Here is a 26555-nt window from a genome sequence, read left to right on the forward strand (position 1 = left end):
CTAGCAAGTTCTTCCATATGTACTGACTTTTTATCTGCAAGCACAAGCTACGCTAACAAAAATAAAATATGAGTGCGATATGATTTTGTAATTATAACTAATGACCAATGACTAATAACTAAATTTCCTCCAACACTGCTAACACTGACTTTGGTAATAATTTATCTTTAAACCAAATAATTTTGGCTGGTACATTATCTAATTTAACTCCAGCTTTTTCTAAATTTAATCTTTCAGAAATCGCTAAAATCAAATTATCACACCCAGAACGACGGACTTGGGAAAACTTTTTTTGTAAATATTCTGGTCGCCAATAACCGACAATTTCTAATAAAAAATCACGTCCATCAGGATGGACTAACCGGAAATCGGGAATCATCACACTACCAGGAATGGGAATTAAGTCTACTTCTCGTTCTAATACCCACTCAGTTTTTAATCCATCCCATTTATCAGCAAAGGATGCTTCTAACATACTATCGTAGGGCTTACCTTTGGAATAATGAGATACTAAACCACATTCAGAATTGAGTGTAAATCTGCCGGTTTTCCAGGTATCTGTATAGACATCACGAATTTGTAGTGTAGCCGCTAGACTCCATTTTGTGACATGAAGTAAGGCGGGAATCATTTTAGCGATCGCTAAACCATAGCGTGTACTAGAATTAAATAAACTGGTAGGCCCATCAATGGTAATGGTAAACCCGTGGTCAGCATCACCTTCGATATAAGCCATTAATTGAAATAGCTTCAGATAGCGAAATAATAGTTTATATTCTCCGGGGACATTCCGATGAGCATTTAATATAAGCTTACTGGCTTTATAGAATATTCCCTGTACCTGAGATAAGTTATAGCGATTTAAGATATCGACTGGTGTGGGTACATCGAAATTAGTCAAAATTTTATTTTCTGACAAATCAGCATACAGTCCATCCCGAACTTGTTCTAGTAAAACCTCTCGTTCTAATTCTTGAGTTAATTCAGCTGCAATTTTACTCAAGGTAGCTGGGGTAGATTCCCGACTAACAACTGATTTTGCTGATAGAGAAAACACTCGTTCTCTTAACATTGGTGGTTCTAGGGGACTCACCACTTCAAAGGTGCAAAAATTGCTTTTAATAATATAAGCTAACCCCCGTTTAACTCGATAATCTGTAGCGTCTCCTTCTAAATCTAAAAGTTGACTTTCTAGCATTCCTTGTGTCTTACCCAAAGCGGCTTGAAAACAGACAATTAACTCATTAGCTAATTCTATAGTTTTATGATCAATTTTCAGTCTCTTGGGAATGATTTCTTCGCCGTTTTGCCGATGGCTTAGGAGTTCTGTTGGTAGCATTGCCCTGATTATTTATGGGAGAATTATCAACTACATAACTTATTTCTAATTGTTCTGCTGCTTTAGCTGTGGGATGATTACCACTACCATAGACAACTTGTAAATTCCCTTTTCTTTCCTCACCTCGTCGTCTAGCAGAAGTATTTTCTTCGCTGGTATCTTCGGCGATTACTTCATATAAAATCGCTTGTTTATCTGGCATATTGCCCTTACGTAAAACCCTGCCTAACCGTTGAATATATTCTCTAGTTGAACCAGTCCCAGATAAAATAATAGCGATGGTAGCAGCAGGTACATCCACACCTTCATTTAACACATGAGAAGCCACTAAAGTATTGTATTCACCCTCCCGAAATTTAGTTAATATTTCATGGCGTTCTTTAACTGGTGTTTGATGCGTAATAGCAGGGATTAGTAAATCTTGGGAAATTTTATAAACAGTGGCATTATCTGCCGTGAAAATTAAAATACGTTCGGGATAATGGTTGGCGAGTAAATTAGCTAAAATTCGCAACTTACCATCAGTACCTAACGCAATTTCCTTGGCTTCCCGGTGTGCTAGCATGGCTCTACGCCCAGCTTGCGATCGCCCACTCATCTGCACAAACATCTGCCAACCTTGAATACTCCCCAAAGAAATTTTGGCTTGGCGTAAGAAATCGTTACGAGTTTGAATTAAATTGTTATATCTTTCTCGCTCATGTTGTGATAGCTTCACCTTGATTTGCACAATTTCATGTTCCGCTAAAGCTTTACCCGCCAAATCCTCGGCACGTTTGCGATAGACTTCCCTACCAATCAAAATATTTAAGTCAGCGTGTTTGCCATCAGTGCGTTCTGGTGTCGCTGATAAGCCTAAACGATAGGGAGCGATCGCATATTCGGCAATCACTCGGTTAAAATCTGTGGGGAGATGATGACATTCATCAAACACAATCAAAGCATACTGATTCCCCAAAGCTTCTGCATGAATCGCTGCACTATCATAGGTAGCCACCAAAATCGGTGATTTATCCCGCGAACCACCCCCCAATAAACCCACCTCAGCATCAGGAAACGCTGCCACCAAATGAGCATACCATTGGTGCATTAAATCCAAAGTTGGCACAACAATCAAGGTCGTACGCGGTGTCGCCTGCATCGCCATCTGCGCTAGATAAGTCTTTCCCGCCGCCGTAGGTAAAACTACCACCCCTTGTCTACCCGCCAGTTTCCAAGCAGCTAAAGCCTCACTCTGGTGTGGGTAAGGTTCCATTTCCAAACTTGCCACCAAATCTATCGAGTAAAATCCCTTAGCTTCATCAATAAAATAAACGTCTTCTGCTTGCAGTGCTTCCACCAAAGCACGGTATCTTATCGCCGGAATCCGAAACTTTTCTACTCTATCATCCCACGTAGCATAATCCGTCCAAGCTTTGCCGCGTGGCGGTGGATGTAAGATAAGTGTGCCACGATCAAAAGTTAAGGTGGGAGTACGAACCATTGACAGCGTTAGTGAATGGACATTGGGGATTAGGCACTGAGGAGAGAATTTTGATCGAATAGAATTCAGGAGTCTAGAGTCAGAATGGGCTAAACGCCCCGCTACCGCTAACAGGATGAATTGGAGTCCAACACTTTGACTAACTCAGTGACTCAAAACCTCAGAGTTAATAACTAGCCCCTTGATTACTAATAACGCAAAATGGACGTGATACTGCTGAGAACAAAAATCTAGAGATTACAAGTTCTCCCTATACCCACCCCCAAACCAATGTGTTTCTTGAAAGTAGCATCAGATAACCCATCCTTCTTTGGTTAGAATTTTGAGAAAATTTTCGGTAACTCCTCCCTGTTCATTAGTCCCTATGTCATACTAGAAGACGAGAATTAATTCGGCGACGGCGTTTGTTTTTAGTATTGACAGGCTTTTTCCTTGTGGTATTTACAGACTTTTCTCCGAAATCTAAATCTCTATACACCTATGATTTTTGATTTTGGGGACAATTTATGTCGATTTATGTAGGAAATCTTTCTTACGAAGTTACAGAAGCAACTTTGACTGCTGTGTTTGCTGAGTATGGTTCTGTTAAACGAGTCCAGTTACCCACTGACCGTGAAACAGGCCGGATGCGTGGCTTTGGTTTTGTAGAAATGAGTTCAGATGCTGAAGAAGCAGCAGCTATTGATGCTCTTGATGGTGCTGAATGGATGGGACGAGACCTCAAAGTTAATAAGGCTAAACCCAGAGAAGACAGAGGTTCATTTGGTGGTGGGAATAGAGGCAATTTCCGTAACCGCTACTAAAGAAATAGATTTAGCTTCGTAGCTAACCTATAAAAACAGCAAATTCATTTGCTTAAGTTTTGGCTCAAGTATCACTACTTGAGCTTTTTTGCTGCCAGATTTATTGAACAGAATTCAGAAATCAGGAGTCAGAATGGGCTAAACGCCCCGCTACCGCTAACAGCATGAATTGGAGTCTAACACTTCGACCGACTCACACCATTTCACGTTAATCACGATACACATAAATTATGTAAAGACGTTGCATTGCAACGTCTCTACTGTTTCTGGGTGAAGAATATTGGTTTATAACGTCGTCCCTTGTGGGGCTTATTTCCCCCTTCCCTGTCCCCTGTCCCCTATTCCCTCTCATTTCATGGGTTGTAACTTTGTCACCTTCAGTTTAAAAGGCCCAACCCCAGTTTCGCCAAAAGAGCGTACACGAATAATAAAAGTTCCTGTTTCATTGATGCGTGTAAACAGGAGAGAATTACTAGTACCATCAGGGCCATCATCATTTTCTGCTAGGGTTGAGCCATCGGGTGCTAGTAATGTGATGATGCTATCAAAACTCTCAGATGATAAATCCACAGCCAGATTATCACCCTTAGTTAGTTTGACTACATAATCACGGGCGAATCCACCCTGACCTGTGGGAATATCCTTATCAGAAAGTGTATCAGCAAGTTCTGTACTATTGGTGAGTGGAATAGGGCTATATAACTTACTTTGAGCAAACGCTGCTGTTGCACTCATACCAATAGCGAGTAAAGTCGCCGGAAAGATGATGATGCGTTGGAAATTTTGAATAAAAGTATGACTAGTCATTGCCTGGGCTGTCCCCACAAAAACAGGGTAGTTTGGTTAATTATAGATTTGTCAGAGATAGCTTGCCCATTAATTTTTAGTGTGTAGATTTTTCACACCAGTAGCGATCGCCGCCAACCCTAAGACTACAATTTGATGTTGACGGAGTGTTTGCACAGCAGATTGGGCAGTAGCGCCAGTAGTGTAAATGTCATCCACTAACAATACAGGAGCGTGGGGACGGCGAGGTGGGAAATCTGACCCCATGGCAAAAGCTTCAGTCAAATTCTGTTCTCGCTCAGACACCGATAAACCAAACTGCGCTGTAGTCTCGCGCACTCTGGCTAATCCATGTTGTTTTAATTTTAGCCCAGTTGTTTGGCAGAAGCTCTGGGCAATCAATGCGGCTTGATTGTAACCCCGTTGTTTTTGCTTGCTGGGGTGGAGGGGAATAGGTACAACTAAAATTTGTGATTCTTGGTGAAGAGAACTTAACAACCACGCTTCGCCTAACCATTGTCCTAAAGTCTGGGCAATTTGGGGTTGATTTTCGTACTTCATCACAGCGATCGCCCTTTTAAGAATACCACCATACACCCCCCAGCTAAATACGGGTATGGGCGGTTGCCATAAAGCTGTAGAGTGTTTGTTGGCGCAATTTTTTAGCTGTCTGGTACAGTTATCACAAAATTCTTGAGATGTAGAACGTTGGCACAATAAACAATTAGTTTTTAAAAATAGGTCAAGTAACCCTTTAAACATTTGTTATGACTCCTGGTTCACTTATTTTAAATTGAGCTAGAAAAAGATGAACGATTTTATTGATATTTTTAATCATTCTTCATCCTCAACTCCTACAGACAAATGTTCCAGTTCTGTCTCCAGCTGTTCAATGGTTGGCAATTTTGTTTGTAACTCTTTTGGCAATGACTTAGTAAGTTTAGTTTGCCATTCAGCAATACCAATTGGTTTATTAACATCACGCAGGGCATACTCAGCAATTACATTATCTTTACTTGCACATAAAATTAAACCAATGGAAGGACTATCTAGATTTGATTTGAGCAAATCATCCACAGCCGAAAGATAAAAATTAATTTTGCCTGCATATTCAGGTTTAAATTTACCCGTTTTCAGTTCGACCACTACAAAACAATGTAATTTCACATGATAAAAAAGTAAGTCTACATAAAAATCATCATTTCCTATTTTTAAATTATACTGTTGTCCAACAAAAGCAAATCCTACACCTAATTCTAAAAGAAAATGAGTAATGTGTTTAACAAGTTCTTTTTCTAATTCTCGTTCTTGCGTGGCTTCTCCTAAAATTAAAAAATCAAAAATATAAGGGTCTTTTAAAGTTTCTCTAGCAATGTCTGATTGCGGAGAAGGTAATATGATATTAAAGTTATTGATAGCTTTTCCTTGACGCGCAAAAAGTCTATTGTCAATTTGTAGGTTTAAAATATTCCGACTCCAACCATTTTCTATGGTTTTTTGTATATACCATTGACGCTCAAAATTATTTTTAACTTTATCTAAAATTACACAGTTATGAAACCAAGGAATTTGTGCAGCAGCCTGCTGCACTATTTGCTCATCTGGGTAAGCTTCAGCAAAAGCTCGCATATACTTAAGATTACGTGCTGAAAATCCCTTTATATCTGGGAAAGCTGCTTTTAAATCTCTGGCAAGACGTTCGACAACTTTTGCACCCCATCCCTGCTGCTGCTGTCTGATGATAATTTCGCACCCTATTTGCCAATAAAGTAACACTAATTCACGGTTAACAGACAAAGCTGCTCTTGCTTGAGCGCTGCGTATGCGTTCTTGTAACTCCCGCAAAAAGTCATCATAGCCATCCGTTAATGAGAATTTATTCGGCATAATCTTGTTGCTTGTTGTTGATCATGGTTTCTATGTTTAATCAGGGCAAAAGAGGAATATCATGTTCGGTGAATCTCTTATGTAACTAATATCCTATGGAACGCCCTATTTTATACGTAGCCATCACTAATCATGGCTTTGGTCATGCTACTCGCACTGCATCCGTTGCGGCAACTATCCAAAAGTTGTGTCCAGAAGTGTTGTTAATTATGGTGACGACTGCGCCACGGTGGTTGCTGGAATGTTATATCGAAGGTGATTTTATCCATCGTCCCCGTGCTTTTGATTTAGGGGTGGTGCAGTCGGATAGTTTAAATATGGATAAAGCTGCAACTTTAGCAAAGTTGTTAGAAATTAAAAAGCAGCAAAATTCTTTGATTGCTTCCGAAGTAAATTTCTTGCGGCAAAATCGCGTGCATTTAATATTGGCTGATATTCCCTTTCTCGCACCTTTGTTTGCGAAAGCGGCGGGGATACCTTGCTGGATGATGAGTAATTTTGGTTGGGATTTTATCTACCGCGACTGGGGGGGTGAATTTGTCGCTATTGCTGATTGGATTAGTGATTGTTACAGTAAATGCGATCGCTTGTTTCGTTTACCCTTCCATGAACCTTTACCAGCTTTCTCTCATATTACTGATGTGGGTTTGACTGGTGGTTCTCCCCGGTTCTCCGATGAAGATATTCGTGCTGTTTGGGGGATCACTGCACCCAAAGAAAAGACGGTTTTGTTGACTTTTGGTGGTTTGGGTTTACAGCAAATCCCTTATGATAACCTCCGCCGTTATCCTGATTGGCAATTTATCGTTTTTGATCAATCTGCCCCTAATTTACCTAATTTAATCAAAATTAGCGATCGTCAATATCGCCCTGTGGATTTTATGCCCATTTGCGGACGAGTTGTCTCTAAGCCTGGTTACGGCACTTTTGCCGAAGCCACCCGTTTAGATATACCTTTAGTCACCATTCCCCGTGATGACTTTGCGGAAACACCATTTCTTTTAGGAGGTTTGGCCAATTACAACTTCCATCAAATCCTCACTCCAGAGGAATTTTTTCACGGTAATTGGGATTTTCTTCTCCAACCACTGCAACCACCCAGACAATCTCAACCACTAGCTAAAGACGGAAATCAGGCGATCGCTCAAGCTATGATTAATTATCTACAATCTCATAAAATCATTTAAAATCAGATAGATTGAGCATGGAATTTCCCGAAATAGATCAGGAAACTTTAGAACTATCTGTTCAAGATGTACGGCGAGTTGTAGACAGACAAAAAGAAGAACGACAGATTTTAATTACGCAAATAAATATTCTGTTTGTTACAAATACCGCATTATTAAGCTTTTTGACAATTTCTAGACTCCTTACTAAATTCAGTCTCTTTAGTGGGATAGAGTTATTATTAATGTTCTTCAACTTTATATTGTTAATCAGGGCTTTATTACCTCGTCAATTTTCTATTACTCCCAACCTCGAAACTGAAGATTTTTTCCAGAGATATTTAGAGTTATCATCCTCAAAATATAAGTTACAGATGTTAATTAACTTGAGAGAGACTTATAATGAAAATCAGATTCGAGTAGAAGATATTGCCAAATCACTCAGATATTCTGCTGTTGTGACTGCTACAATTGCTTTTTTCGCCCTATTACATCAAGTGACAGCTTATTTTATCCCTGAACTACAAAAACTATGAATACCAAACCAGAAAATACAACTTCTAAGGAGCGGTTAATTTTACCAGAGCCAGACACAGCTAATATTACAGTTTTAGCTCACAATTTACCTAATGATCCTATTATCCCTTGGAATCACTTTGCTTATCCTTGGCTTAATAGACAAACAAAAAAACAAGATCCAAGATTAAGTACTAATTTATTGCGGACACTACTAATGTTTCGCTTGTTGAGTAAATTGGCTCCCATAATGGTGATGTTTATTTTAGGTCTGTCATATATCTCTGAATCAAAAGATGAAAACAAGCAAAGTCAACATGAATAAAAAATTTCTTAGGTTTTATATTTACCAACAATAAATATTGAATATGACTCACTACCAAAAATTACTCAGAGTTTCTACTAACGGCAAATCATTTCAAAATATTACCTCAAAAATTGTAGCCATAGTTGCAGAATCAGGGGTAAAAACTGGTCTTTGTACTTTATTTTTACGCCACACTTCCGCCAGTTTAGTAATTCAAGAAAATGCTGATCCTGATGTACTTGTGGATTTAGCTAATTTTATGGCTAAACTTGTCCCAGAATCAGCCAAATATATCCACGATGCCGAAGGTGATGATGATATGCCAGCACATATCCGCACCGCATTGACTCACACTTCTGAACATATACCCATTAATAATGGTCATTTGGTTTTAGGAACTTGGCAAGGGATATATATTTGGGAACATCGTCAGCACAATCATGTTCGAGAGTTAGTTGTGCATATTTCGTCCTAGCAACTGTTATACAGGAATCCGACTTGATTACTAAACTGATTTGCGTAGTCAGGCAATAGGGTTCTAGAAAATCAATATATACTGAGTTTTGTATGTGTAGCCTGCGCTTAGGCATACAAAAATTAAATAGGAGTCCTATAGCTGTTATTCTAAAAGTTAAGTTTATTAATATTATTTGAATAAGTGTTTTGCTCTAGATATAAAATAATATTGACTTACTGCCATCTAAGCTATTTCCATTAGTATGAAACAGCAGACAACATCAACGAATAAGTTTCAATTTTTGGATGATATACTTACTCAGTCACAGATTAACAGCTTAACCCTTAATCCCCAAAAAACGATGATGACTAGTTTTGTGGAATTGGGGAATTTAATTACAGAAGAAACTACAGATACAGACTTAATTAATACATTGTGTTATACATTGGAAATTATAGTTAATGCTCAGTTAAAAAACTTCCCAGAAAATATCTTCTGGGATTTTGATTTCATGGTTAGTAGTATGCTAAACCTGGCTTTAGCTGCGCAAGAAGGGGGAGTAGCTTTTCTAGAAGCTTTTGGACAAAAGATGGTTTGTTTAACAGAAATGTTCGGCATTCAAAACGAAATCCGCTTCCGCTATGTCCATGATTTTATTTATGGTTTTGATTGGGCAAGATGGGTACAAAAAGACTCAGCAATTCGTGCAGGTATAGAACCATTTAGTCTATATTTTCTTGATTATTTATTAGCTAAAGGTAAGGAAATTTTGCAACGCATTGATCAAGGTCAGTCTCAGTCTTATAATTTGTGTGCTACAGGTTTCCGTAATCCTTTTATTTTCTCTCGTGAACCTGAAGATGAATATCTGTTGTTAACTCATCTAGCTGAAAAGCAACTCATACCAGTACCAGCTTGGAATTGGCATGCAATCCCTGTTTGGAATCAACCTTTTCAGGAAATGCGTCAGCAATTAGCAGTAAAATTAAAGATCCAACCAAATACGCATTAATGAAAATTGCTGATTTAATTACTTGGTTTGAAGCATGGGCAAATCCCGCTTGGTGTGAAAGTTGGGATAATTGTGGCTGGCAACTTGAGCCTGGTGTGTTGCAAGAATCTGCTAGGGTTTTGGTGTGTTTGACACCGACTTTGGCGGTAATGGAAGAAGCTATAGCAGTGAGAGCCAATCTAATTTTTGCCCATCATCCCCTGATTTTTCATCCTCTCAAATCTCTATGTCGGGGTGAAGCGATCGCCGACATGATCAGATTAGCATTCTCTCATAATATCGGCATTTACAGCGCTCACACCAATTTTGACCAAGTAGCGGATGGGACAGCCGATGTTTTAGCACAAATTTTAGGACTTAAGGATGTTGCACCTATTGTCCCTACTCAAGGCGGATTGGGTTATGGACGTGTTGGTTTGCTAGAGCCATTTTTAACTTTACAGGAATTACTAACGCTGATTCAAACCCGGCTAGCCCCACCAGATTTAATTTTCTCCCCCAGTGCAAATTTACAAGAGATGATTTTACGGGTGGCTGTGTTGGGTGGTTCAGGGGCTGGTTTTATTTCCGCAGTCGCAAACACTGGCGCACAAGCTTACCTAACTTCTGATTGTAAATTCCACCAGTTCCAAGAGAGTCGCGATCGCGGTGTCATCTTAATTGATGCTGGACATTATGCCACCGAACGTCCTGCTTGCGATCGCTTGGTACAAAAATTTCAGTCTTTAAATCTAGACTGGGTGCAATTAAGTCAGAAAGATGAAGATTTTCGCCAGTTTTTAGAGAGTTAGAAGCAGGTGTTTTTTCCTCACACCTAAAACCTTAGTTTTTGGTAAATGTTAATTATTGTTTAGTAATACATAGTTTTTTTTAAATTCAGTAATTATTTAATAATCAATGTTGCAGAAACAACATATATTTTCATCTCTCTTTAAAAGGGCAAGACTGATTTATGGACACTCCAGGAAATCTCCTTCTGTAATACTACTGTGACTCAGATCACAAATAAATGTAATTATAATCACAACTAAATGCCGTTTCATATCAATCAGTCGCAGTCTAGATTATTCCAAACTAGAGATGAAAAATTGCTCACTCCAAATCACGATGATTCGCGCACTTATTGAATCTGCCTTTGAAACTGGATATCTTAGTGTTGAATCTGAGGGTTTACTCCATCAAGTGCTGGCTACCAAATGCTATCAACCTGAAGATATGGCCCCCTTAGCATCTTTGTATGATGCAGTTAGTACAGGTCAAATCAAACGAGAAGCATCATCAAAACTGCTCATGGAATCTCTCTCTCGTTTCAAATCTCGCTAATACTACGAAATTCTGGCGTGTAAATAGTCATGCTGTATTTGGCAAAAATCTTCAACTCATAACTATTGGGCTGTTGTTGTCGAAAACCGTGTAGGTCAGCCAAAGAATGAGTTAAGATCAAATACGTAGGGGTAAACGTCAAGCCGACTCCCCAGGCTTCTCAGCAATGCTAATGATTACAAGTAGGCAAATTGAACAACCGCAATCATCGCTTGTTTTGGAGTATTTATTATTACATAATGGTAGGAAGTACTTACCAGATACTATTCCTCTGGTGAGGATCAATCCGGAATTGTTTGACTTCTATGAACCAAACATTCCCTAAATAACCCTGAAAGAGATAGAATTTTGGTGCAGTAACCACCAGTTTATGAGCCAGAATTTTCCCCAAACTCATAACTACAAGTAAGTCTCTAGGTGAAGTCACCAAACAAACTGATTCTCAACCGTGAAACTCACTCAATCTCTCAGGGCATTATTTAAGTGGGGTCAAACCCAAGTTTTTCAAGGTTTAACTACGTTGTTTAAAAAGGCAGAAGCAGTACATGCTACACCGCAAGATTTATCAACTGTGTTGCGACGGGCGGGAGGTATGTGTTTTCTTGCGGGACCAGCAACGCTGGATAGAACGCGCCCGCATCATCGACATAGAGGGAGACTTAGTTACCCTACGCTATGAAACAGAAGAAGAAGACGAGATTTGCGCTTGGGAAGAAATGGTTCGGCTCGAAAGCATCGGCGCTGTTACCCAAAAATTAGCTTCAGTACCACGCGGCAATATTGAACCTCTCATGACTGAAGACTGTCCAGAAGCCGAGCGCATCCGTAACCATTACCCCGATTCTAATCCTGAATAAAGAAGGCAAAAAACAAGGAGCAAGAGGTCAAGTAGTTTTGAGAATCTAAACTTTTCTTAAGAAACCTCTTTTCACTTGTACCTTCCTCATAACTGACTTAATAATCCTGAGTAAAACACCGTACTCAGGATTTTTAGTCAATAGTCAATAGTCAATAGTCAATAGTCAATAGTCAGCACTCAGTACTCCCTTACTCTCTCACTCCCTGACTCAGCACGGGCTGCATCGCCCCGCTACCGCTAACAGCACTCAGCACTCCCTCACTCCCTCACTCCCTCACTCAAGTACTTCTGTAACTAGGCGATGATTGAGAGGTTGAATTGGGCGGGCGTTGGTGGGAAATATTTGACTAAACTTAGCTATTTGTTCAGGGGATGCGGTGATAGGCATTGCCATTACGCACCAGAGGACATTTTCTGAACAAGGTGGAGTCGTTAAAGAGCCTGAATAAGTCAAAAATCTGCGTTGTGCTGGTAAAAAGTGGCAAGCATCAATATAAATATCCTTGACTCTATTTTCTCTCCCTGGCTGTTGTGGCATAGCATCCCAGATGAGTTGTAGTTTGGGGTTAAAAGCTCCTGCTTGTAAGAACACACCCAAGACTGCTAAATTGCCAGTTTTATGTCGGTGAACAAAATGGAGTTCCATATCATATGACTTACCGTTAATCCGGTGTTCACTCAAGTGATGAAAATGAAACTGAATTAGCTCGAAGGTGTCGTTCCCATACTTGATGTAACTTCCTGGTTGATAATTCACCTGGATTGTTTTGCCATTATTGATCAAGTGTAATGGTGTGGGCTGATAATTAATTACTAATAAATCCTCACTGTTACTCTGGGCAGTTTTTACTCCCGCAATCTGTAAATTGATTGGCGTTTGTTGGCGACCTAGTTGACAAAGCTGAAACTCAGGAGCCAAATCACCCCAATGTTCTGGACTGGCTTTGCCAATATATCCCCAGTTCGCTGTTGTCGCCAAAACTGGGGATGTGACACAAATAGATAAAGGAGTCCCAACGGCACTCACACCCAAAAGTTTTAGTAATTGCCTTCTGTACAAGGTATGACTCAACTAAAATAATTTGTCATTAGCTATTTAAACTAAGTGCTGCAAACGATTTAAACGCTCGGCGTAATTTCTAATTACCATTAGGGCAAAGACAGGTGTTTCTTGGACAGCAAACAGGAATCTTTTCTCATCTAAATAAGCCAGTTGACAATCTGTTTTAGCGATCGCTGTATAAGTCCGATTGTGTACCCCTACCAATCCACCTATACCAAATATCTGGCCTGCTTCGATTGTTTCTACAACTTTACCATTAACTACTAAATCTACCTCTCCTGTCAAAATACCATACATATAATCACCCGTCTGTCCTTCTGCAAAGATGACTTGGCCAGCCGAAAATGCTTGAGGGTCTGGTTGTTTTTGAAAGATACTGATTGTAACTACGGGACTTAGCATAATTGTGGAAAAACGCGGCTTTTCAGTAGACAACACGAAATCAGTGAAAATTATACTACTTTCTGCCAAACTTCTAACTACGAAATTATGCTAGGGAAAAACATATATTGAAACCTTTTTGTATTAAATTTAACAATTGGCAAAAAATATTTTTGGCAATTTGGCAGCCATAAACCCAAAAACACTGGTATCTTTTATATAGTTATATAGTGCAAGGAGTGTAGCAGAAGTTTCCCCAATCTCACGGTTAGGGTGATTTCTGCGACTTTTTTTATTTTTTTAGCTGTGACAAGAGGTTTGAGGTTCCAGCGTTGTGAGTATGTGGTTGGTGTTGTAGGTTTTTCTGCGGTTTGGGTAGATATTGTAGTGGGAAAAAGCCATTTAAATTTAGAGATTAATAGGTACAGTCTGCTTAATTTTGTTAGAAAGAGAAATAGGAGTGTAAATATCAACATTAACTTCATCTATTACTCGTATAGAAACAATTAGGGCATATCTAGCTGTTTTATTCCAGCCTTCCCACTTGGGATTATATTTCCACCAACCGCTAACAGGATATATACCAATAGAATCTTTCTGAGCCAATTCAGCCGCAGTACCTTGCCAAATATCAGAATGAATTGAACCCCGATTCCATGTTTTGATACCTAAAAACCATCCACTGTCGCCACTTCTAGTAGATGTTATATTCTCCTCAGTTTCTCGTGCTTCTTTGTTAATCCGTTGTCTAAAACTATCTAAAGTCTCTTCAGAGCGTTTAATAGCAAATCTCAGACCATAGGAAGCATAAGAATGTTTATTCTGCCATCCTCTCTCTCCAGGATTGGGTTCGATAAAATATGAAAGTGTTACCCGCATTTCTACTTTTGCTTCACGCAAGTTTTCTAGCTCTTGTGTCGGCCAGGGTAGTATGTGAAGGTTCATTTCTTTTGTTTTTACAGAACCCTTACCACCATCTTTATGAAAAGGCTGGAACTGATCTTCACAAATCATAGTTAAGTCATTTTGGCTACTAAAAAGCGCTCTCTCTAGACTAGGAACACCATATCCGTATCGACGCAGTAAGGTAGATACTTTTTCCTTCTGTGAAGGATTTCTAGATAGGTGGCTATACATTGCAGGAGTCCACTCCGCAGAATGAACTATTAAGGCACGAACTGTTTCTGCCCAGTATTCGGGATTTTCAGCCCAAATACGCGCTGCCACATAGCTACACAAAGCTGTTGCCGCGCTGGTATCTCCAGAAAGATTAAATTGCCGTACATTCGGTTGATAATAAGTTGTTAGAAGTCGTAAGTCATCAATATCCATGCCAGGAGAATGAGGATCATCAGTGGCTAGGTTGCCTCCTTCAAAAGTTACATCCGGTCGGATAGGCCACTTATCAGTCCATAAAAGAGAAGTTCTACTTCGAGGTGAAAGGTCGCCAGCAGGAGCAATCGTTTGCCATTGAGCATACTTTGAATTACTTATATTGACTTTATCAGTATAAGCACCAACAACAAGTGCATTCCACGCTTGGGAAGGATTTTCTGCTTGGCTTACATCATTTCGATTAGGATATTCATTAGATATGATATCCCCACTTATATTGCCAACTGGAATAACCATGAGTCGCTGAAATTCAAAGCAAATTTGATCTACAGCTGCTGACCAAGAAGAAGGAACTCCTTTATGATTGTCAATCTCACTCGTAACAGGCATACAAATGACACGTTGGCGCTTAGGATTGCTAATTTCTACACGAGAAACAGCTTCCTTTGTAATTGCTCCATAGAGCTTAGGGTCGTTTTCTCCTTGGTCTGGAAGTATCTTTACGGATTCCAATCTGTGGGTAAGATATACTTTGCTTGATGTTGCGAGTGCATTGTAAAGGTTTCCATAGAGGGCTAATCCAGCCATATCAGTACCATGCCCACGCCAATGTTTGCTGTCTGCTACGCCCCAGCTTGGATTACACGTAAACAAATCATGAGGAGCAAGAGCTGGCTCAATTAAACGATGTGAGCGTGTAACGCCGCTATCTAATAAACAAACAGCTAAATTAATATTCGATGCTATTACAGTTCGTCCTACAAGTTCTTGTACCCAACTTGCCTGTTCTTGCATATCCATATCAAAAAACATAGACGGTGAATCTTTAGCTAGGCGAAGTTCGGCAATTAAACCATTATTATTAATGATTCGTGATAATGTTGTTACAGATGTCAAAGCCAAAACTACTTCTCTTTCAGGAAAGGTAATTGAGTTTTCTGTTGTTCTAATATCGAGTATTTGAGCTATTTGCTGGAAAGATTCACGACAACCATTACGTAACCAAACTTCCCACCATACCTCCTGAGATTCAGAAGGAAATTCAATATTGTCTGTGAACAACGCACGCACTGTACCTAAGTTAATATCTTCCAAGCATGCTATTAAAGGTTCGTTTTTCGGATTACCTTTTTCAGTTTCTTCATCACGATAAGCTTCTATTTTTGAAGGAAAAAAATCTGATGCTTTTTCTGGTACAAATACAGTTGCTGATACAATTTCATCTGCCTTATCTGATGAATGAACAGCTAGCAACTCGATTTGCTTGGGCTTATTTTCCAATAACTCAACTGCTTTCAGTTCGCTTTTTTGTATCTGGAACTCTAAATAAAAACCGACTTCTCCAACTGCAAGTTCTGCCTCGCGCAAAGGTTTTTGTTGCTGATAATTTTCAAGAGCTTTCTCAAAAGCTTGCTGCAAATTTTCAGCGTGTTTTATACGATTACGATAGGGCAAGGGTTTTTTGTTGACTGGCTTCGTAGGATATGTGTAACTTTGGCTATCCCCCTTTACAACTATATAAAAATTAGGGAGATTCCTTTGGTAATCAGGCATTGGATTGAGAGGTTATTTTAAACACATCTTTATTAAAATCATACAGTAATCACCTAAAGATGATATTTTTGCGCTCTAGTATCGCAGAAATGATGTTTTCTTCAGATATTGAATCCTGATCAGAAATCACGGCTATTTTAGCCGCTTCATCTGCGGCTCTAACTAATTCTGCTTGACTTAGACTACTAGCACTCTCAATAATATGCTGCCAATTTTGCCACTCAGTATCAAAATGGACTAGACGTGTTTCTAGCAACTTGCGAACAACTTCTTGATTTGGTAGCTCATATTCAATAACGTCATCAAAACGGCGAAAAAGAGCCTTATCTAATAAATCAGGATGATTGGTGGCAGCAATGATTAGGCTTTGGCTGTCATCATTCTCCAAAAACTGCAAGCAGGAGTTTAAAACCCGGCGAATCTCTCCAACGTCATTAACTGAAGCGCGTTGTGAACCAATAGCGTCAAATTCGTCAAAAAAATAAACACCCCTTGTTACCAGCATTGCATCAAATATGAGTTTAAGCTGATTAGCTGTCTCACCCATAAATTTTGTAATTAAACCAGTATAAAGAACTGTAAAAAGAGGAAGTTGTAGCTCTCCAGCAAGAGCAGCAGCAGTCATCGACTTACCTGAACCTGATGGTCCAACTAAAAGTATTTTGCGACGAGGTTTAAGATTATACTCAGCTAAACGATGCTGCTTAATATTTTCTATAATAATCCGCTCTAATCTTTTCTCTAAAACTGGAGGAATAACCATATCAATAAGTCTTGTGTCTGAATAACGAACCGATACAAGATTTATTAATTCTCTCTTAGGTTGGGTGAGCGGTACAAGAGAGGCTTTACGCTCAATAACAGATTTGCGTTCTTTTGCTTGATCAATGAGAATTTGGATATCTTGAGCAACTTTCGTGTGTCCTTGTCGTGCTTCATGTGCAGCCATTTGTAGAGCAACAGAGAAAAATTGCTGCTCCTCACCTTCTAGGTAGCTCTTTAAGAGCGCAATAACATGGCGGGCTGTTGACATAAGGCAATTTATCTATAAAGCCTCTCAATTTCTAATAAAGAAAAGCATCCTACTTTACAACTTTACAAGCTGCTTTTAACAGATAAATAAATTAAAAGATATATTTTTATAATTTTTTATAGAACAAATATACTATATTTTCATGCTAAAAGCAATACTTAAGGATTCTTCCCTGAGTTAAGACTAGCCTTTTTACATTTCTTATCCCTATTATGCCTAGCCTATGGTTTGCCACGAGCTACTCTCTCTTACCTCCTTCAAATCAGCACTAAGTTATCCCGGTGAATTACAGTTTCTGCGCCTATGTAACCTAAGATGGACGGAATTTCTTTGGAATGATGACCGCAAATTTTTTGTAAGTCATGGCTGCTATAGTTGACTAGCCCTCTGGCGACTTCATTACCTTGTCTGTCTAGTAACTGCACAGCATCTTGGGGGTCGAATTCCCCAGCTACGGCTTTGATTCCTGCGGGTAATAAGGATTTGCCTGCTTCGACAATTGCAGCGATCGCCCCAGCATCAAGATATAATTTGCCAGAGGGAATCAGACCATAGGCAATCCACCGTTTACGAGCAGAAGTTGGTTCTGGTTGGGGTTGGAAATGCGTGCCAATGGCTTCGCCTTGGAGAATTTTTTCGATGTTGCGGGGAAATCGCCCTTGAGTGATGACGGTACGCACTCCAGCTGCAATGGCAATTCTGGCGGCGGAAATTTTAGTCACCATTCCCCCAGTCCCCCATTGAGAACCTTGATTACCTGTTTGCACTGCTGCCAATTCTTTAATACTTGTGACCAAAGAGATGGGTTGGGCATCGGGTACAGAACGAGGATCGGCAGAGTATAATCTGTCTACATCGGTGAGCAAAAATAGCCAATCTGCCTCTACTAGACTGGCAACTAATGCCGAAAGAGTGTCATTGTCACCGAATTTTAATTCGTCTACGGCGACGGTATCATTTTCATTAACTACAGGGATGACACCCAGTCCTAACAATTCCTGAAATGTGTTGTAGACATTGAGATAGCGACTGCGTTGTACCAAATCGCTACGAGTGAGTAAAACTTGGGCAATTGGTTGTTGTAAGGTGGTGAATAAATCGTCGTATACGCGCATTAATCGACCTTGACCAACTGCGGCGACAGCTTGCTTAAGTGCGATCGCTTTGGGACGTTCCGTTAAACCCAAACGCGCACAACCCACCCCCACAGCTCCAGAAGACACTAAAATTACCCGATTACCTTGCCGTCTCAGATCACAGAGGGTTTCTGCCAAAGTGGCAATAGTAGAAAGGGCTAGCTGTCCGGTTGCGGGTTGAGTCAGGCTAGAAGTGCCAATTTTGACAACAATCGTTTTCGTCATTTACAGCAGATTTCCGATTTTGGCTGCGTTGAGAATAAAAAAGACAGGCAAACAACCTGTCTTCAAAATATTGATTTAAGAAAGAATTTAGAAATTCATTTCCGCAGCTTGAACTTTTTCAACTTGCTTCTTCTTCAGAACTAGCATGACTTGAGCCAACATGACAAGTGCAATGAAAGCAATCAACCAACCAACTCTGTTAGCATCTTGCAGAACGATTTCTACGTCTTTTTGACCAAAGCCACCAACGTTAGGATTGTTGGTTAAAGCATCACCCGCTTTAACTGCTTGTCCTTCCGAAACAATCAACTCTGGGCCTGCGGGAACAGTGTCAGTAACAACTTCTCCAGACTCAGTTTTGATGTCTACTAAATATTTAACGCTACCGTCTTCGCCTTCTTGTTTAGCAATTTTGCTAATTGTGCCAGTAGCCGCAGCGTTGTAAACGTTATTGTTGCTCTTTTCGCCTGTAGGATAGACTTGTCCACGTCCCCGGTTTGCACCGACGTGAACTGAATATTTACCGAATTGAATATTCTTGTCGTTAGCAGGGTTGGGAGAAAGAACGGGGAAGACCACTTCTTGATATTGTTCGCCAGGGATAGGCCCGACTAGGACAATGTTTTCTTTATCTTCGCTGTAGGGTTGGAAGTAAACATCGCCAACTTCTTCTTTCAAGTCTTCCGGAATGCGGTCTTCAGGAGCAATCTTGAAGCCTTCAGGTAACATCAGTACAGCACCGACATTCAAACCGACTTTAGAACCATCAGCACCAACTTGTTGCACGCTGGTGTCGTAGGGAATTTTGACAACGGCTTTAAATACGGTGTCGGGTAGTACAGATTGAGGAACTTCTACTTCTGTGGGCTTTGCTGCTAGGTGACAGTTAGCGCAAACAATTCTCCCTGTAGGTTCACGAGGAGTTTCTGGATAGGTTTGCTGCGCCCAGAAAGGATAAGCAGCAGCAGATTGGGGAAGGACTAGATCACTAGTAAAGAAAAAAGTCACACTAGCGATCGCTATGAGCAATCCTTTGACTATCGCTCTAGCACTGCGAGTTAACCTCGCCATTGTACAAGCATTTCTCATCTCAATAAGGGCAACGATTGAATTTAGTCATTAGTCATTAGTCATTGGTCATTAGTCATTGGTTTAGACTAACAACTCAGCACGGGCTAAACGCCCCGCTACCGCTAACAGCACTCAATTACGCCCACCAGGGTTCTTCATTGGTGCGGAAGTCGGTTTCAGTCCAAGTGGTGAGAACTATCTTGTCGTTGTCTACGTTGGCGTGACTCAAGGCTAAAGACCTGGGTGCAGGGCCACGCACTACCTTACCGGTGGCATCGTATTGAGAACCGTGGCAAGGACACTTAAACTTGTTCTCCGCAGCGTTCCAAGGAACAACACAACCCAAGTGGGTGCAGACGGCGTTGATACCGTAATCGGTAATCGCTTCTTTGCTTTCTACCACAATATAGGTGGGGTCTCCCTTGAGTCCTTGGACTAGGGTGCGATCGCCTACATTATGGCTTTCCAGAAATTTGCTGACGCTAACATCGTTGCCCAGCTCGTCTTTTGCTGTTGTCCCGCCACCTGCACCACCTGTTGCTGGTGGAATAAAGTAATTGACAACGGGATACAATGCTCCCAGAGCCACTCCGGTGACAGTTCCGAAAGTTAGCAAGTTCATGAACTGACGTCGCCCCATATCGGGTACGTCTATTGATTCAGAAAATTGAGCCATAATCTACGCGCTCTGTGTGTATTTTGTTAAGCATTCGACAAGAGTGCTAACACTTGAGCCACTCCTGTCTGAGTCGAAATGCTAACGCTCTTAACGATGCTGTAATTCTTTGTTTCAAGATATGTCGAGCATCCTTTCTGTTAGCATTACATTTCTTTATATCCTTATCATACTTGAGTTACGGAACTTAACATCATAACTAAATGTAAAATCTAGTTGAGAAAAACTATGACAGGACAGGAATTACGCCAACTGTTGTTAAATAAATGGGGACACTCTTATGATGTCCAATTCCGGCGTACTCAAGGAAAAATATTTCTCCAAGTCATGTGGAAATATTTAGAGCAAGCTTCTTTTCCCATGAGTGAGACGGAATATCAAGAACATCTGGATAGTGTTGCCAATTACCTGCAAGCTTTGGGTAGCTCAGTACAGGTACAAACATTCATCACCCAAACAAAGGAACGGCCTCGATTGGGTAAAGCCGTCAGCATCCCCTTAGATTTAGGTGAACGTGCCTCTGAATGGATGGTATAACTCAAGACTAGCTCTTTTGTAATTATTACTTATAATTTTGTTAAGGCGTGGTGATTAATTTGACTTAAGTATAGTTGATTTTATGGCGTTGAGATGATAGTGGGGCGATCGCTCTAAAATTCCTGACTATCTGATTTAAGACTTAGAGGGTGTTTGAAAAGTCTAAATTAATACCACCCCGGCGATTAGAAATCGCGGCTACACAGACGAAACCTGCCTCCGCAGGTTTGAAATACTTGATTTTGTGTTAGTCCACGGAGGTGGACTTTGTTTGTGTAGTAGCGATTTCTAATCGCCCAAAACTTTTCAAACATCCTCTTAAGCACTCAACCCAATACTACTCGGTTAAGAATATTTGTAGGTTGGGTTGAACGAAGTCAAACCCAACCAAGCCCCAGAAATGTTGGGTTACTCTGCGAGAAGGCTTACGCCTACGTTCCTCAACCCAACCTACGAATTTTCTACTACATATACTGAGATTTTTATAGGCTAGTCCAGGCTACGCCAACAGATATCAAATCGAATTTTTATAGTATTTTTAATTATACTAAATATAAAAAAAATATATTAATCTGAATAAATTACTCTGTTTTTATATCTGGAGATAAGTAGGTCGGTGGGAAAAAACACAACTATCTTAAGAAAGATAAATTAGGCTAAAACCCTCTTTCCTCCTGCCTCCTGCCTCCTGCCCCCTGCCTTATCCCAACTACAAATATTTACGCCGTTCTACTTAACACCCATATATTCTTAGTGAGTTATTTAAACAATATCTTTGCAATACTTAACTTTTTTATGATTAAAAATATTTAACATAGATTAAAAATAATAACTAATATCATAAATTGTGAATTTCATCAGGCAGAATTAAGAGTAAGCTTAAACTATTGAAACCTAGCTAAAAGTTAAGTCATTCAAGCGCAATAAAACTTTAAAAACATTAGTTTCTTAAAAGGGTAATCCTTTTTAAGTGTTAATGACTAATGGTTAAAAGTGGGTTTGTGCTAGCTTAATTACTAGGTTGTTGAGCAAGGTGGTGAAAATCTCATCCGAACCAAGAACAAAAAATTAAACACCAAACAATCTTAACAACAAGAACTAACAATGATTGAAAAAATTTTGCTAGCGGTTTCTGGATTAGGTCATGCAGAAGAAATGCTCAAGACTTTGAAAGAAGTACCATCCATTCAATCTGCAAAAGTTACAGTTCTGCACGTAGTCTCACCTCAAAGTACGTCTACTGCCATGACTGATAAATGGGAAGAAGGCGGTAAAATCCTGGCGAATGCAATTCAATCTTTGAATTTAGATCCTAGTCAAGTTTCTTCAATTTTACGCCAAGGTGATCCCAAAGATGTTGTTTGTAAAGTAGCTGATGAAATCGATGCTGATTTAATCATTATGGGTTCACGAGGACTCAAGCGTTTGCAATCGATTTTATCTAACTCAGTTAGTCAGTATGTCTTTCAATTGTCTTCTCGCCCGATGTTGCTCGTTAAAGATGACATTTATGTCAAAAGAATTAAGCGCATTATGGTAGCGATGGACAATTCTGATGCTGCAAAACATTGCTTAAATTTGGCTTTATTCTTACTGCGTGGCATTCCCGGTAGTCAATTAATCTTAGCGAATGTAACTACTGATTTGCGTGGTAAGAACTCAGAACCAACTGAAATTAGTCCAGAAAAAAATTCAGTTTTAGCAACAGCAGTCGCGGAAGCTCAAAAATATGGTGTGCAGACTCGCTGCTACACTAGTACCGGTAAACCAGGTGAGGAAATTTGTCGTTTGGCTGAAGAGTTGAACATAGATTTATTATTACTCGGTTCTCCCGATCGCCGTCCATCGGTTGCAAAGAATTTTGTCGATATAGATAGACTCATCGGTGCTTCTTTGTCTGACTATGTTCGAGTTAATGCCACCTGTCCAGTATTACTAGCCAGGACAAATGCTTAACCTACTTGCAGGTTTGGCAATTGTTAAGTAAAAACCCCTTCATCAAATGATGTAGGGGTTATTGATTTTATACACAAAGCGATTAATTATCTTTTTTACCTTCGCGGCTGGCAGTTTGGATGTACAGAACTATTAAAAATACTGCGGGAACTAGTACGAACAGAATGCTCGCAACGAACCCTAAGTCATTAACTTGCATGGGGAGGAAGCCTCTCTTTACTTTCCAGTCAACAACTTCAGAATAGCATCAACGATGCCAGTGTTTGCTCTTTTTTTTACTGAATATCTATGAGACAAACAATTATTCAAGTAGACGCTTTCACTAATCAACCTTTTGCTGGGAATCCTGCTGCTGTGTGTATTTTGCCAACTCCTCTAGAGGATAGTTGGATGCAAAATGTAGCACGGGAGATGAATTTATCAGAGACGGCTTTTTTAGTCAAGCAAGATGATGGCTTTAGTCTACGCTGGTTTACGCCAACCGTGGAAGTACCGCTTTGTGGTCATGCTACTTTAGCTAGCGCTCATGTACTGTGGTCAGAAGGGCATTTATCCCTTGATGTAGCTGCTCGATTCTACACTAAAAGCGGCTTGCTCATTGCCAAGCGACAAAGCGAATGGATTGAGTTGGATTTTCCTGTGAATCATTCACAAGTGGCGATCGCACCGCCAATACTTTTAGCAGCCTTGGGGATTACTGACACTGATGTTTACCAAAATTCTCTGGGTTACTTGGTCGAATTGGAGTCTGAAGATTTGGTACGGCAAATGCAGCCGAATTTCCAGCTACTAAAAACGTTACCAGTAGGGAAGGTAATCGTCACCAGCAAGGCTAATTTTGATTCTCCTTATGATTTTGTCTCTCGCTTCTTTGCGCCTGGAGTGGGCATTGACGAAGATCCTGTGACCGGTTCTGCCCATTGTTGCTTGGCTGCTTACTGGCGCGATCGCCTGAGTAAAGACGACTTCCTTGCCTATCAAGCCTCTAGTCGCGGTGGAGTTGTTAAAGTCAGCTATCCCGGAGGCGATCGCGTCTATCTATCTGGGCAAGCTGTAACAGTGATGCGGGGAGAATTGTTAATGAGAGAGTAATAAATTTCTCTGTGTCTTAGTGCCTCTGTGGTAAAAAAAACTTATTTAACCACAAAGACACAGCGAAAAGTCGGAGCGGAGGTTTCCTCCGTAGACGCTTTGCGGCTTGCCGCAGGCATCTGAACTTTTCAAGACAGAGACACAGAGAGAACAGCAAAAATCTGGTGGCTGGGCTACTTTACATTCTTATACTCCTTCTCGCAATTTATCCAAAACGCTTCTGTCTTCTAAAGTCGAGGTATCACCAGATACTTCTTGTCCGGCGGCGAGGTTGCGGAGTAATCGCCGCATGATTTTACCTGAGCGTGTTTTGGGTAATGCATCGGTAAAACGGATTTCGCCGGGACGGGCGATCGCCCCGATTTCAGTGACTACGTGTTGTTTTAATTCTTTACTCAAGTCTTCACTGGCTTGATAAGTGCCTTCTAGGGTGACGAAAGCTACTACTTCTTCGCCTTTGAGTTCGTCTGGTTTACCTACTACCGCCGCTTCAGCTACGGCTGGGTGGGAAACTAGGGCTGATTCTACTTCCATTGTCCCTAAGCGGTGTCCAGAGACGTTGAGGACATCATCAACACGTCCCATTACCCAGAAATAACCGTCTGCATCTTTTCTCGCACCATCACCGGCAAAGTAGGTGTAGTGGCCATCTTTGGGGGGGATATGTTCCCAATAGGTGCGGCGGAAGCGTTCTGGATCACCATAAACAGTCCGCATCATGCCTGGCCAAGGATATCTTACTGCTAAATAACCTCCTTCGTTCCTGGGGACAGTATTCCCTTCTAAATCCACCACATCGGCGAGAATACCGGGGAAGGGACGAGTTGCCGAACCCGGTTTGGTAGGGATTGCCCCTGGTAGAGGTGTAATCATGATGCCACCAGTTTCTGTTTGCCACCAAGTATCGACGATGGGGCAACGTTCACCACCAATGACACGGTGATACCACATCCAAGCTTCTGGGTTAATTGGTTCACCGACCGTTCCCAATAAGCGTAAGGAAGAGAGGTTACGGGCATGGGGATGATGTTCACCCATTTTAATAAAGGCGCGGATGGCTGTGGGAGCAGTATAAAAAATATTCACGCCATACTTCTCAATTACATCCCAGAAACAACCAGGATTAGAGGCACGGGGCGCACCTTCGTACATGAGTGTGGTTGCACCGTTGGAAAGGGGGCCGTAGACGATGTAACTATGTCCGGTAATCCAACCCACATCGGCAGTACACCAGTAGACATCGGTGTCTTGCAGGTCGAAAATCCATTTGGTAGTCATGTGGGTATATAAGTTGTAACCACCAGTGGTATGGACAACGCCTTTGGGTTTGCCTGTGCTGCCAGAAGTGTAGAGGACAAATAGCAAGTCTTCGCTGTCCATTGGTTCGGCGGGACAATCGGCTGATACACCTTTTTGTAAATCATGCCACCAGTGATCCCTTCCTCCCGACTGCATATAAACATCTTGCCCGGTACGCTTGACAACTAAGACGTTTTCTACAGATGGTACAGCCCCATCAGCTAAGGCTTTATCTACCTGTTCCTTAAGCGGAACGATCGCATCTTTACGCCAACCACCATCAGCTGTAACTACCAATTTAGCTTGGGCATCAATTAAGCGATCGCGCAAGGCTTCGGCACTGAAACCACCAAACACTACACTATGGGGTGCGCCAATTCTGGCACAAGCTAACATGGCGATCGCGGCTTCGGGTATCATCGGCATATAAATACCAACGCGATCGCCTTTTTGCACTCCCAGTTGTTTTAAAGCATTGGCAAACTGACAGACTTCTCGGTGTAATTGAGCATAAGTCAGTGTCCGTGAATCTCCTGGTTCACCTTCCCAAATCAAAGCGGCTTTATTTTTGCGCCAAGTCGTGAGATGTCGATCTAAACAGTTGTAGGAAATATTAATTTTCCCACCGACAAACCATTTAGCAAAAGGTGGTTGCCAATCTAATATGGTGTCCCACTTTTGGAACCAGTGCAATTCTGTCTCAGCTAATTCTGCCCAAAATTTTTGTGGATCAGCCTTAGCTTTGTCGTAAAGATTTTGGTAATCTGCAATACTCTGAATGTGAGCATTTTGAGAAAATTCCCCAGGAGGCTGGAATAGGCGGTTCTCTTGTAGGATTGACTCTATGGTTGGTTGAGACATGGTGATGCAAATAATTAAGATTGTGACTGAAAACTATTTTTAACCCAGTTGTGTCAAACAATGTTTAGATTTTCATTAAGCTAAAATTGCCTAACTGTATCTCTATAAGTACCATCAGTTTGAGTGGTGAGTGAGGGAGTGCTGAGTGCTGAGTGAGGAAGTGGGGGAGTGAGGGAGTGATGAGTGCTGAGTGCTGTTAGCGGTAGCGGGGCGTTTAGCCCGTGCTGAGTGAGGGAGTGAGGGAGTGATGAGTGAAAAAGTAGTGAAATAATGACTAATGACCATTGACTAATGACTAATGACCAATGACTCATGACTCATGACTAAACAGTCAGGTAATGTTACGATACATTGGACATATCTGTTAAATAATTTATTGGCAAGGTAAATTAAGTATA

The 26555-nt window shown here is 40.8% G+C and carries 26 protein-coding genes; 12 read left to right on the plus strand and 14 right to left on the minus strand.

Annotated elements, in window-relative coordinates:
• Positions 1–118 precede the first annotated feature (118 nt).
• Together FD725_RS16360 and FD725_RS16365 are read right to left on the minus strand one after the other, a co-directional pair.
• On the minus strand, positions 119–1339 hold the full coding sequence (locus tag FD725_RS16360; RefSeq protein ID WP_179049110.1) for a DUF790 family protein: 1221 nt from the start codon (positions 1337–1339) through the stop codon (positions 119–121).
• Positions 1269–2822 carry a DEAD/DEAH box helicase gene (locus tag FD725_RS16365; protein WP_179049111.1) on the minus strand — a complete coding sequence of 518 codons (1554 nt, stop codon included), beginning with the start codon at positions 2820–2822 and terminating at the stop codon, positions 1269–1271. Before FD725_RS16365 ends, FD725_RS16360 begins: the two co-directional genes overlap by 71 nt.
• Before the next feature lie 506 nt (positions 2823–3328).
• On the opposite strand from FD725_RS16365, the gene FD725_RS16370 reads away from it, so the two are divergent.
• Positions 3329–3625, plus strand: a complete 297-nt coding sequence (locus FD725_RS16370) for an RNA-binding protein (protein ID WP_179049112.1) — start codon at positions 3329–3331, stop codon at positions 3623–3625.
• A gap of 348 nt (positions 3626–3973) precedes the next feature.
• Here the strand turns inward: FD725_RS16370 and FD725_RS16375 are convergent, their stop codons facing one another.
• From FD725_RS16375 to FD725_RS16385, 3 genes are all read right to left on the minus strand, one after another.
• Positions 3974–4432: a PPC domain-containing protein gene (locus FD725_RS16375; protein ID WP_179049113.1), complete on the minus strand. Its 459-nt coding sequence runs from the start codon at positions 4430–4432 to the stop codon at positions 3974–3976.
• Between the two features lie 69 nt (positions 4433–4501).
• A complete protein-coding gene (locus tag FD725_RS16380; RefSeq protein ID WP_179049114.1) occupies positions 4502–5173 on the minus strand; it encodes a ComF family protein in 672 nt (223 codons plus the stop codon).
• A gap of 72 nt (positions 5174–5245) precedes the next feature.
• A complete protein-coding gene (locus FD725_RS16385; protein WP_179049115.1) occupies positions 5246–6298 on the minus strand; it encodes a YhcG family protein in 1053 nt (350 codons plus the stop codon).
• A 95-nt stretch (positions 6299–6393) separates the two neighbouring features.
• Here FD725_RS16385 and FD725_RS16390 point away from each other — a divergent pair, with 95 nt between their 5' ends.
• The 8 genes from FD725_RS16390 (at position 6394) to FD725_RS16425 (ending at position 11936) form a co-directional block, all read left to right on the plus strand.
• Complete coding sequence (locus FD725_RS16390) at positions 6394–7485, plus strand: glycosyl transferase (protein ID WP_179049116.1); 1092 nt, start codon at positions 6394–6396, stop codon at positions 7483–7485.
• A gap of 17 nt (positions 7486–7502) precedes the next feature.
• Positions 7503–8000 (plus strand): hypothetical protein, encoded by a 498-nt coding sequence (locus FD725_RS16395; protein ID WP_179049117.1) that lies wholly within the window; start codon positions 7503–7505, stop codon positions 7998–8000.
• The gene (locus FD725_RS16400) at positions 7997–8305 is read left to right on the plus strand and encodes a hypothetical protein (RefSeq protein ID WP_179049118.1); all 309 of its coding nucleotides are present in this window, start codon (positions 7997–7999) and stop codon (positions 8303–8305) included. The genes FD725_RS16395 and FD725_RS16400 overlap by 4 nt, the downstream gene beginning before the upstream one ends.
• A 43-nt stretch (positions 8306–8348) precedes the next feature.
• Positions 8349–8762 carry a secondary thiamine-phosphate synthase enzyme YjbQ gene (locus FD725_RS16405; protein WP_179049119.1) on the plus strand — a complete coding sequence of 138 codons (414 nt, stop codon included), beginning with the start codon at positions 8349–8351 and terminating at the stop codon, positions 8760–8762.
• A gap of 244 nt (positions 8763–9006) precedes the next feature.
• A complete protein-coding gene (locus FD725_RS16410) occupies positions 9007–9756 on the plus strand; it encodes a hypothetical protein (RefSeq protein ID WP_179049120.1) in 750 nt (249 codons plus the stop codon).
• Entirely contained in the window at positions 9756–10547 is a 792-nt protein-coding gene (locus FD725_RS16415) for a Nif3-like dinuclear metal center hexameric protein (RefSeq protein WP_179049121.1), read from the plus strand. Before FD725_RS16410 ends, FD725_RS16415 begins: the two co-directional genes overlap by 1 nt.
• 316 nt (positions 10548–10863) lie before the next feature.
• A complete protein-coding gene (locus FD725_RS16420; RefSeq protein ID WP_179049122.1) occupies positions 10864–11079 on the plus strand; it encodes a hypothetical protein in 216 nt (71 codons plus the stop codon).
• A gap of 545 nt (positions 11080–11624) precedes the next feature.
• On the plus strand, positions 11625–11936 hold the full coding sequence (locus FD725_RS16425) for a DUF6679 family protein (protein ID WP_179049123.1): 312 nt from the start codon (positions 11625–11627) through the stop codon (positions 11934–11936).
• A 276-nt stretch (positions 11937–12212) separates the two neighbouring features.
• Here the strand turns inward: FD725_RS16425 and FD725_RS16430 are convergent, their stop codons facing one another.
• From FD725_RS16430 to petC, 7 genes are all read right to left on the minus strand, one after another.
• Positions 12213–12998, minus strand: a complete 786-nt coding sequence (locus tag FD725_RS16430) for a carbonic anhydrase (RefSeq protein WP_256871634.1) — start codon at positions 12996–12998, stop codon at positions 12213–12215.
• Between the two features lie 36 nt (positions 12999–13034).
• Positions 13035–13403: a cyclic nucleotide-binding domain-containing protein gene (locus tag FD725_RS16435; RefSeq protein WP_179049125.1), complete on the minus strand. Its 369-nt coding sequence runs from the start codon at positions 13401–13403 to the stop codon at positions 13035–13037.
• A gap of 387 nt (positions 13404–13790) precedes the next feature.
• Positions 13791–16271, minus strand: coding sequence for a S8 family peptidase (locus tag FD725_RS16440; protein ID WP_179049126.1), 2481 nt, complete (start codon positions 16269–16271; stop codon positions 13791–13793).
• A gap of 49 nt (positions 16272–16320) precedes the next feature.
• The gene (locus FD725_RS16445) at positions 16321–17304 is read right to left on the minus strand and encodes an AAA family ATPase (protein ID WP_179049127.1); all 984 of its coding nucleotides are present in this window, start codon (positions 17302–17304) and stop codon (positions 16321–16323) included.
• A gap of 257 nt (positions 17305–17561) precedes the next feature.
• Complete coding sequence (gene proB, locus FD725_RS16450) at positions 17562–18665, minus strand: glutamate 5-kinase (RefSeq protein ID WP_179049128.1); 1104 nt, start codon at positions 18663–18665, stop codon at positions 17562–17564.
• 87 nt (positions 18666–18752) lie between these two features.
• Positions 18753–19754 (minus strand): cytochrome f, encoded by a 1002-nt coding sequence (gene petA, locus FD725_RS16455; protein ID WP_179049129.1) that lies wholly within the window; start codon positions 19752–19754, stop codon positions 18753–18755.
• Between the two features lie 118 nt (positions 19755–19872).
• A complete protein-coding gene (gene petC, locus FD725_RS16460; RefSeq protein WP_179049130.1) occupies positions 19873–20412 on the minus strand; it encodes a cytochrome b6-f complex iron-sulfur subunit in 540 nt (179 codons plus the stop codon).
• 228 nt (positions 20413–20640) lie between these two features.
• Between petC and FD725_RS16465 the strand changes: the two genes are divergently transcribed.
• Both FD725_RS16465 and FD725_RS16470 read left to right on the plus strand, forming a co-directional pair.
• On the plus strand, positions 20641–20949 hold the full coding sequence (locus FD725_RS16465) for a DUF3067 family protein (RefSeq protein ID WP_179049131.1): 309 nt from the start codon (positions 20641–20643) through the stop codon (positions 20947–20949).
• Between the two features lie 1104 nt (positions 20950–22053).
• Positions 22054–22905 (plus strand): universal stress protein, encoded by an 852-nt coding sequence (locus FD725_RS16470; protein WP_179049132.1) that lies wholly within the window; start codon positions 22054–22056, stop codon positions 22903–22905.
• Positions 22906–22987: 82 nt separating this feature from the next.
• Here FD725_RS16470 and psbM read toward each other — a convergent pair whose 3' ends face one another.
• Complete coding sequence (psbM, locus tag FD725_RS16475) at positions 22988–23104, minus strand: photosystem II reaction center protein PsbM (protein WP_179049133.1); 117 nt, start codon at positions 23102–23104, stop codon at positions 22988–22990.
• 89 nt (positions 23105–23193) lie between these two features.
• Here psbM and FD725_RS16480 point away from each other — a divergent pair, with 89 nt between their 5' ends.
• The gene (locus FD725_RS16480; protein WP_179049134.1) at positions 23194–23997 is read left to right on the plus strand and encodes a PhzF family phenazine biosynthesis protein; all 804 of its coding nucleotides are present in this window, start codon (positions 23194–23196) and stop codon (positions 23995–23997) included.
• 186 nt (positions 23998–24183) lie between these two features.
• Here FD725_RS16480 and acs read toward each other — a convergent pair whose 3' ends face one another.
• Positions 24184–26157: an acetate--CoA ligase gene (acs, locus tag FD725_RS16485; RefSeq protein ID WP_179049135.1), complete on the minus strand. Its 1974-nt coding sequence runs from the start codon at positions 26155–26157 to the stop codon at positions 24184–24186.
• Between the last annotated feature and the right edge of the window lie 398 nt (positions 26158–26555).

The organism is Nostoc sp. TCL26-01 (genome assembly GCF_013393945.1).
Lineage (GTDB): Bacteria > Cyanobacteriota > Cyanobacteriia > Cyanobacteriales > Nostocaceae > Trichormus.